6 protein-coding genes are annotated in these 4,266 nt (G+C 30.2%); 2 read left to right on the top strand and 4 right to left on the bottom strand.

Going from position 1 to position 4,266, the window contains the following annotated elements; translation table 11 throughout:
• The first annotated feature begins 331 nt into the window (after positions 1–331).
• Positions 332–829, top strand: a complete 498-nt coding sequence (locus CN514_RS18685; RefSeq protein ID WP_098233898.1) for a hypothetical protein — start codon at positions 332–334, stop codon at positions 827–829.
• A 232-nt stretch (positions 830–1,061) separates the two neighbouring features.
• Here CN514_RS18685 and CN514_RS18680 read toward each other — a convergent pair whose 3' ends face one another.
• The 4 genes from CN514_RS18680 to CN514_RS18665 form a co-directional block, all read right to left on the bottom strand.
• Positions 1,062–1,523, bottom strand: coding sequence for a hypothetical protein (locus tag CN514_RS18680; protein WP_098233897.1), 462 nt, complete (start codon positions 1,521–1,523; stop codon positions 1,062–1,064).
• A gap of 59 nt (positions 1,524–1,582) precedes the next feature.
• Positions 1,583–1,870: a hypothetical protein gene (locus CN514_RS18675; RefSeq protein ID WP_098233896.1), complete on the bottom strand. Its 288-nt coding sequence runs from the start codon at positions 1,868–1,870 to the stop codon at positions 1,583–1,585.
• 236 nt (positions 1,871–2,106) lie between these two features.
• Entirely contained in the window at positions 2,107–2,826 is a 720-nt protein-coding gene (locus CN514_RS18670; RefSeq protein ID WP_098233895.1) for a YebC/PmpR family DNA-binding transcriptional regulator, read from the bottom strand.
• A gap of 178 nt (positions 2,827–3,004) precedes the next feature.
• The gene (locus CN514_RS18665) at positions 3,005–3,457 is read right to left on the bottom strand and encodes a hypothetical protein (protein ID WP_098233894.1); all 453 of its coding nucleotides are present in this window, start codon (positions 3,455–3,457) and stop codon (positions 3,005–3,007) included.
• Between the two features lie 200 nt (positions 3,458–3,657).
• On the opposite strand from CN514_RS18665, the gene CN514_RS18660 reads away from it, so the two are divergent.
• Entirely contained in the window at positions 3,658–4,179 is a 522-nt protein-coding gene (locus tag CN514_RS18660; protein WP_098233899.1) for a cupin domain-containing protein, read from the top strand.
• Positions 4,180–4,266 lie beyond the last annotated feature (87 nt).

The following is a 4,266-nucleotide window of genomic DNA, read 5'->3' as shown; positions in this document are numbered from 1 at the left end:
TCAATAATATACTTTTTCGTTTTTTTTCAGACAAATTATATTCAAAAAATTTTCCCAATACAAAAAAGTCAAACAGAATGGTATGATTTTAGTACAAGCAATTAAACGATACTAACGACTAATAACTTCATTAGTATTTTTTAAATGCACCCCCATTTAATAACCAGTTTTAAAGCAAGATGTAGTCATTACATCTTGCGATTTTTTTGATTAAAGCCATTTTTATTTCTATAAATAATTTAAATATAGTTTTAGTTTTCAAGCCACCAAGTAATTTAAGAAATTCATGCTAGTAATCTTCCAAATTAATTTATACTTGTAGAGGTCCTATATGACAAAAAAACCACTCACTTTATATTTGGTAATTATTGGAATATCCATCATTATTATATTATCATTAAAACTATCTATTGAAAAAGAAAAACAAAAGAGATTGGACGATGAAGCGTCTACAGAATTAATAATTGAACAAAATGTTCAAAATTCTGTAAGAAACTACATTACAGCCTTAAAGTGGAAAGATGTTGAGATTTATAACTCTGTTGTAGTCGATTCATTAAAAATCAGCAATCACTCTTACTACTTTACTAAGATAATGTCTAACGTAATTGATGCAAAATTCATCGGTGATAATCTATCTGTCATTCATTTAAATAAGAAAGATCATAAAACTACGGTACATATAAAATACGAAATAACATTTGTTGACGGGATAAAGCCTGAAGGAAATTATAAAAACGGTAGAAATATATGTAATGTAACACTTGATCTTGTTAAAATAAAAAATAAATGGGCCATTTCAAGTATTTATGATTTAAAAGTTATCTAAAAATACGTTCTCAATAAAGACCGTGATAAATGAAGAAAGTCCACTGGGTGATAATTTTCCTTGTGGTTTTTTTATGTATTTAATCTTTCTTCCTGTCTTAATCTATGCATTTTCTCCAAAAAATTTATACAAAAAAGGAGGTCTCAAAAGTACTCTGACTTTGAGATCTCCTTTTTAAGTCATCTGTAGTTTCTTCCCAAATCAATTAGCCTAGATGCTAAAACAAAACTGGTTAAATTGTATCTAAATCTTTCAGCAACATTTCTTTACTTTCTTCAAACTTTACATCTTTTACATATTCATACGCCTTAGTTTTAGCAGCTAAGCTCTCAGGAGACTGATTTAGTTTTGCATACCCTCTTGATAAAGCCTCATATGCATATGCTATGTAGAACGGCTCAACTTCTGCTTCTAAACTAATCTTGATACATTTGTTTGCGTAATCTAAAGCCGTTTCTCCTTGCCCTATAACAGCATACACTCGTGATAATTGCCAATATCCAATCGATATGTTTCTTGGTGTATGGCTCTCTACTTTTGTCCAATGCCAAAAAGAGCTATGACATAAATGAACCATTTCTTCTGTTTCACTTTGAGATCTATTTTCTAATTCAAGTAGATCCCACACTTTATTAAAACATGAAGCAGCAAGCTCCCTATGAGTGAAGCTATTTTGTTTAATCGTCTCTTCCATAATTTACTCCTCCATAAATAAAACCAAGAATATGTATTACCTCAAATCTAAGTATAATTTTATTCACATACCGAGTTTGAGTCAGCATCACAGTTAGCAATGGTTTCAAAGCCTGTAGAGCTATTTTTAATTTGTATAACTGCATTTCTTCGTTGCTCTTCTAACTTCAATCCTTTTTCACCAACGGATTGTTCATAATAATTTATTTCTTGTTTTTGTCGCTCGTCAGCATTAGCATTAAAGCTCATTAAAATACCTATTGGAGTTGCTAAAACTAACAAAAATACACCAATTCTAAGAGCCGCGTACTTAAATGCTTTGTACCCGTTTTTTAATAATTTATCCATATGTATAGATCTCCTCAAATTGAATATAATATTCGAAATTCTTTAGCAAATCTTAACTAACAATACTATTCTCTGTTCTATTCATATTTTCCTGTTTTCCACTTATGGATCATAAAATTCTATAAGAAATCCTGGCCAAATGCTAATTCAAAAAATAAAAAAACGCGTTCATACAGATGAAAATTAATTCATCTATATGAACGCGTAATTCTTATTTCATTATGTTTATTGTGTTTCTATTCACCTAAATCCACATTGTGGTAAACACGTTGAACATCTTCAATTTCTTCAAGAACGTCTAACATTTTTTCGAACTTTGCAAGACCATCTTCTGGAAGAGTTACATCACTTTGCGCTAACATTGTTAATTCAGCTACTGTAAACTCAGTAATCCCTACGTTTTTAAACGCTTCTTGTATTGCATAGAATTGGTCTTGATCAGCATAAACAATAACAGCGTCTTCTTCTTCTAAAATATCGCGAACATCAACATCTGCTTCCATTAAGATTTCAAGAACTTCATCAGAAGTCTTACCTTCAAGTCCAATTACAGCTGTTGCATCGAACATATATGATACTGAACCAGTTACCCCAAGGTTACCACCGTTTTTACTAAATGCAGCACGAACCTCTGCAGCTGTACGGTTTACATTATTAGTAAGTGCGTCAACAATGACCATTGATCCATTTGGTCCGAAACCTTCGTAACGAAGCTCATCAAAGCTTTCTTCAGAACCACCTTTTGCTTTTTCAATCGCACGATCAACAATATGTTTCGGTACACTATAAGTTTTCGCACGCTCTAGTACAACTTTTAAAGCTTGGTTTGATTCTGGATCCGGCTCACCTTGCTTCGCTGCTACATATATTTCACGTCCAAACTTTGCATAAATACGACTAGTATTTGCATCTTTTGAAGCTTTCTTCTCTTTAATATTATTCCATTTACGACCCATCGTGTTCCACTCTCTTTCGACTTTAAATCTACGTTTAATTTACTATGTATTTGACTTTCGTCAAACATTTACCATTTAATATTATACCTCATTTATACTTTTTTTCGAAATTAATCGTTACTAAAAATTAGTGGAAATAAAAAACATTACTTCTTGTTTTGAAGTAATGCTTTTATTTTTATAATACTTTTACCTTTATCAAATAAGTAAAATAATTATTCCCCTTCCAGATACCTTTTACTTCATATATTCTTTCCCCTTTTTTAGATCCAAGTTGGAATGAGTAACTTCCATAATTATCTAAATTGTGGTCATAAATATATGCTTTTTTAGTCCCACTGCGCTCTAATATTTCCACATTTTCGGGTTGTTCCGAAAAATATATCTTTAGAAAATCACCTTCGAATGCTGGAATAGCTACTTCTTCTTTAATATTTTTATAAGTACCAATTGTTGATTTATCTTTATCTAATAATTTTCCCCAAGAATAATTTGCTATTTTATAAGGAATTGTTTTATCTGCTAGCTCAAATTTAACTTCCGGTTTTTCATCTTTAGACAAAATTGTTTGGTTAATAATGATCGAGATCGTAAAAATTGCCACTAAATATAAGATTCCTTTTTTAAACATCGAACTTTTCGCTCCATATTTTTTCATTTAATAAGTTTAATGTAATCCATTTCTATTAAATTGTATATTGGGAAAATTCTGTACTTTTTTTAAAATGTTCTATCAACTAATTAAAACTATTCACCTTACAACATATTTTTCATAGAAATAACAAAAATTAAGGTAGTATGGTGGGAGAAGTAATAGAAAGGATTGATAAAATGTTTAACAATAATCCAGAATATTGGATCTCTAAACTAGGACTAGAAGCACATCCTGAAGGGGGATATTACAAATCTACCTATCAATCAAAGGAACAAATATCTGATCGTGAATTAACGGTAAATTATAATGATCATAGATTGCTTTATACTAGTATCTATTTTTTACTACAATCACATGATATTTCTCATTTTCACAGATTAAAATCTGATGAATTATGGTATTTCCATGCAGGTAGTTCATTAACGGTTCATGTTATACATGAGAATGGTCAATACGAAGAAATAAAATTAGGACTTAATTTAGAAAATGGAGAAGTTCCTCAATATTTAGTACCGAAAAATTCAATTTTCGGTTCATCAGTTATGGAAGAAAATACTTTTTCATTAGTAGGCTGTATGGTTTCACCTGGATTTGATTTTAAAGACTTTGAATTATTTACTCAAGAGCACTTACATAATAAATACCCTGAACATAAAGAGATAATAAATAAGTTAGCTTATAAGGTACTTCCTTATTAGTTCTAAAAAAGAAAGTGAGCTTTTGCTCACTTTCTTTCACGTTGTTGAAAAACAACCATGTCAATCAATTACCAAATTTTCGTAAAT

The organism is Bacillus sp. AFS001701 (assembly GCF_002559405.1).
Taxonomy (GTDB): Bacteria; Bacillota; Bacilli; order Bacillales; family Bacillaceae_G; genus Gottfriedia.
This window is presented reverse-complemented; position numbering and strand designations above follow the sequence as displayed.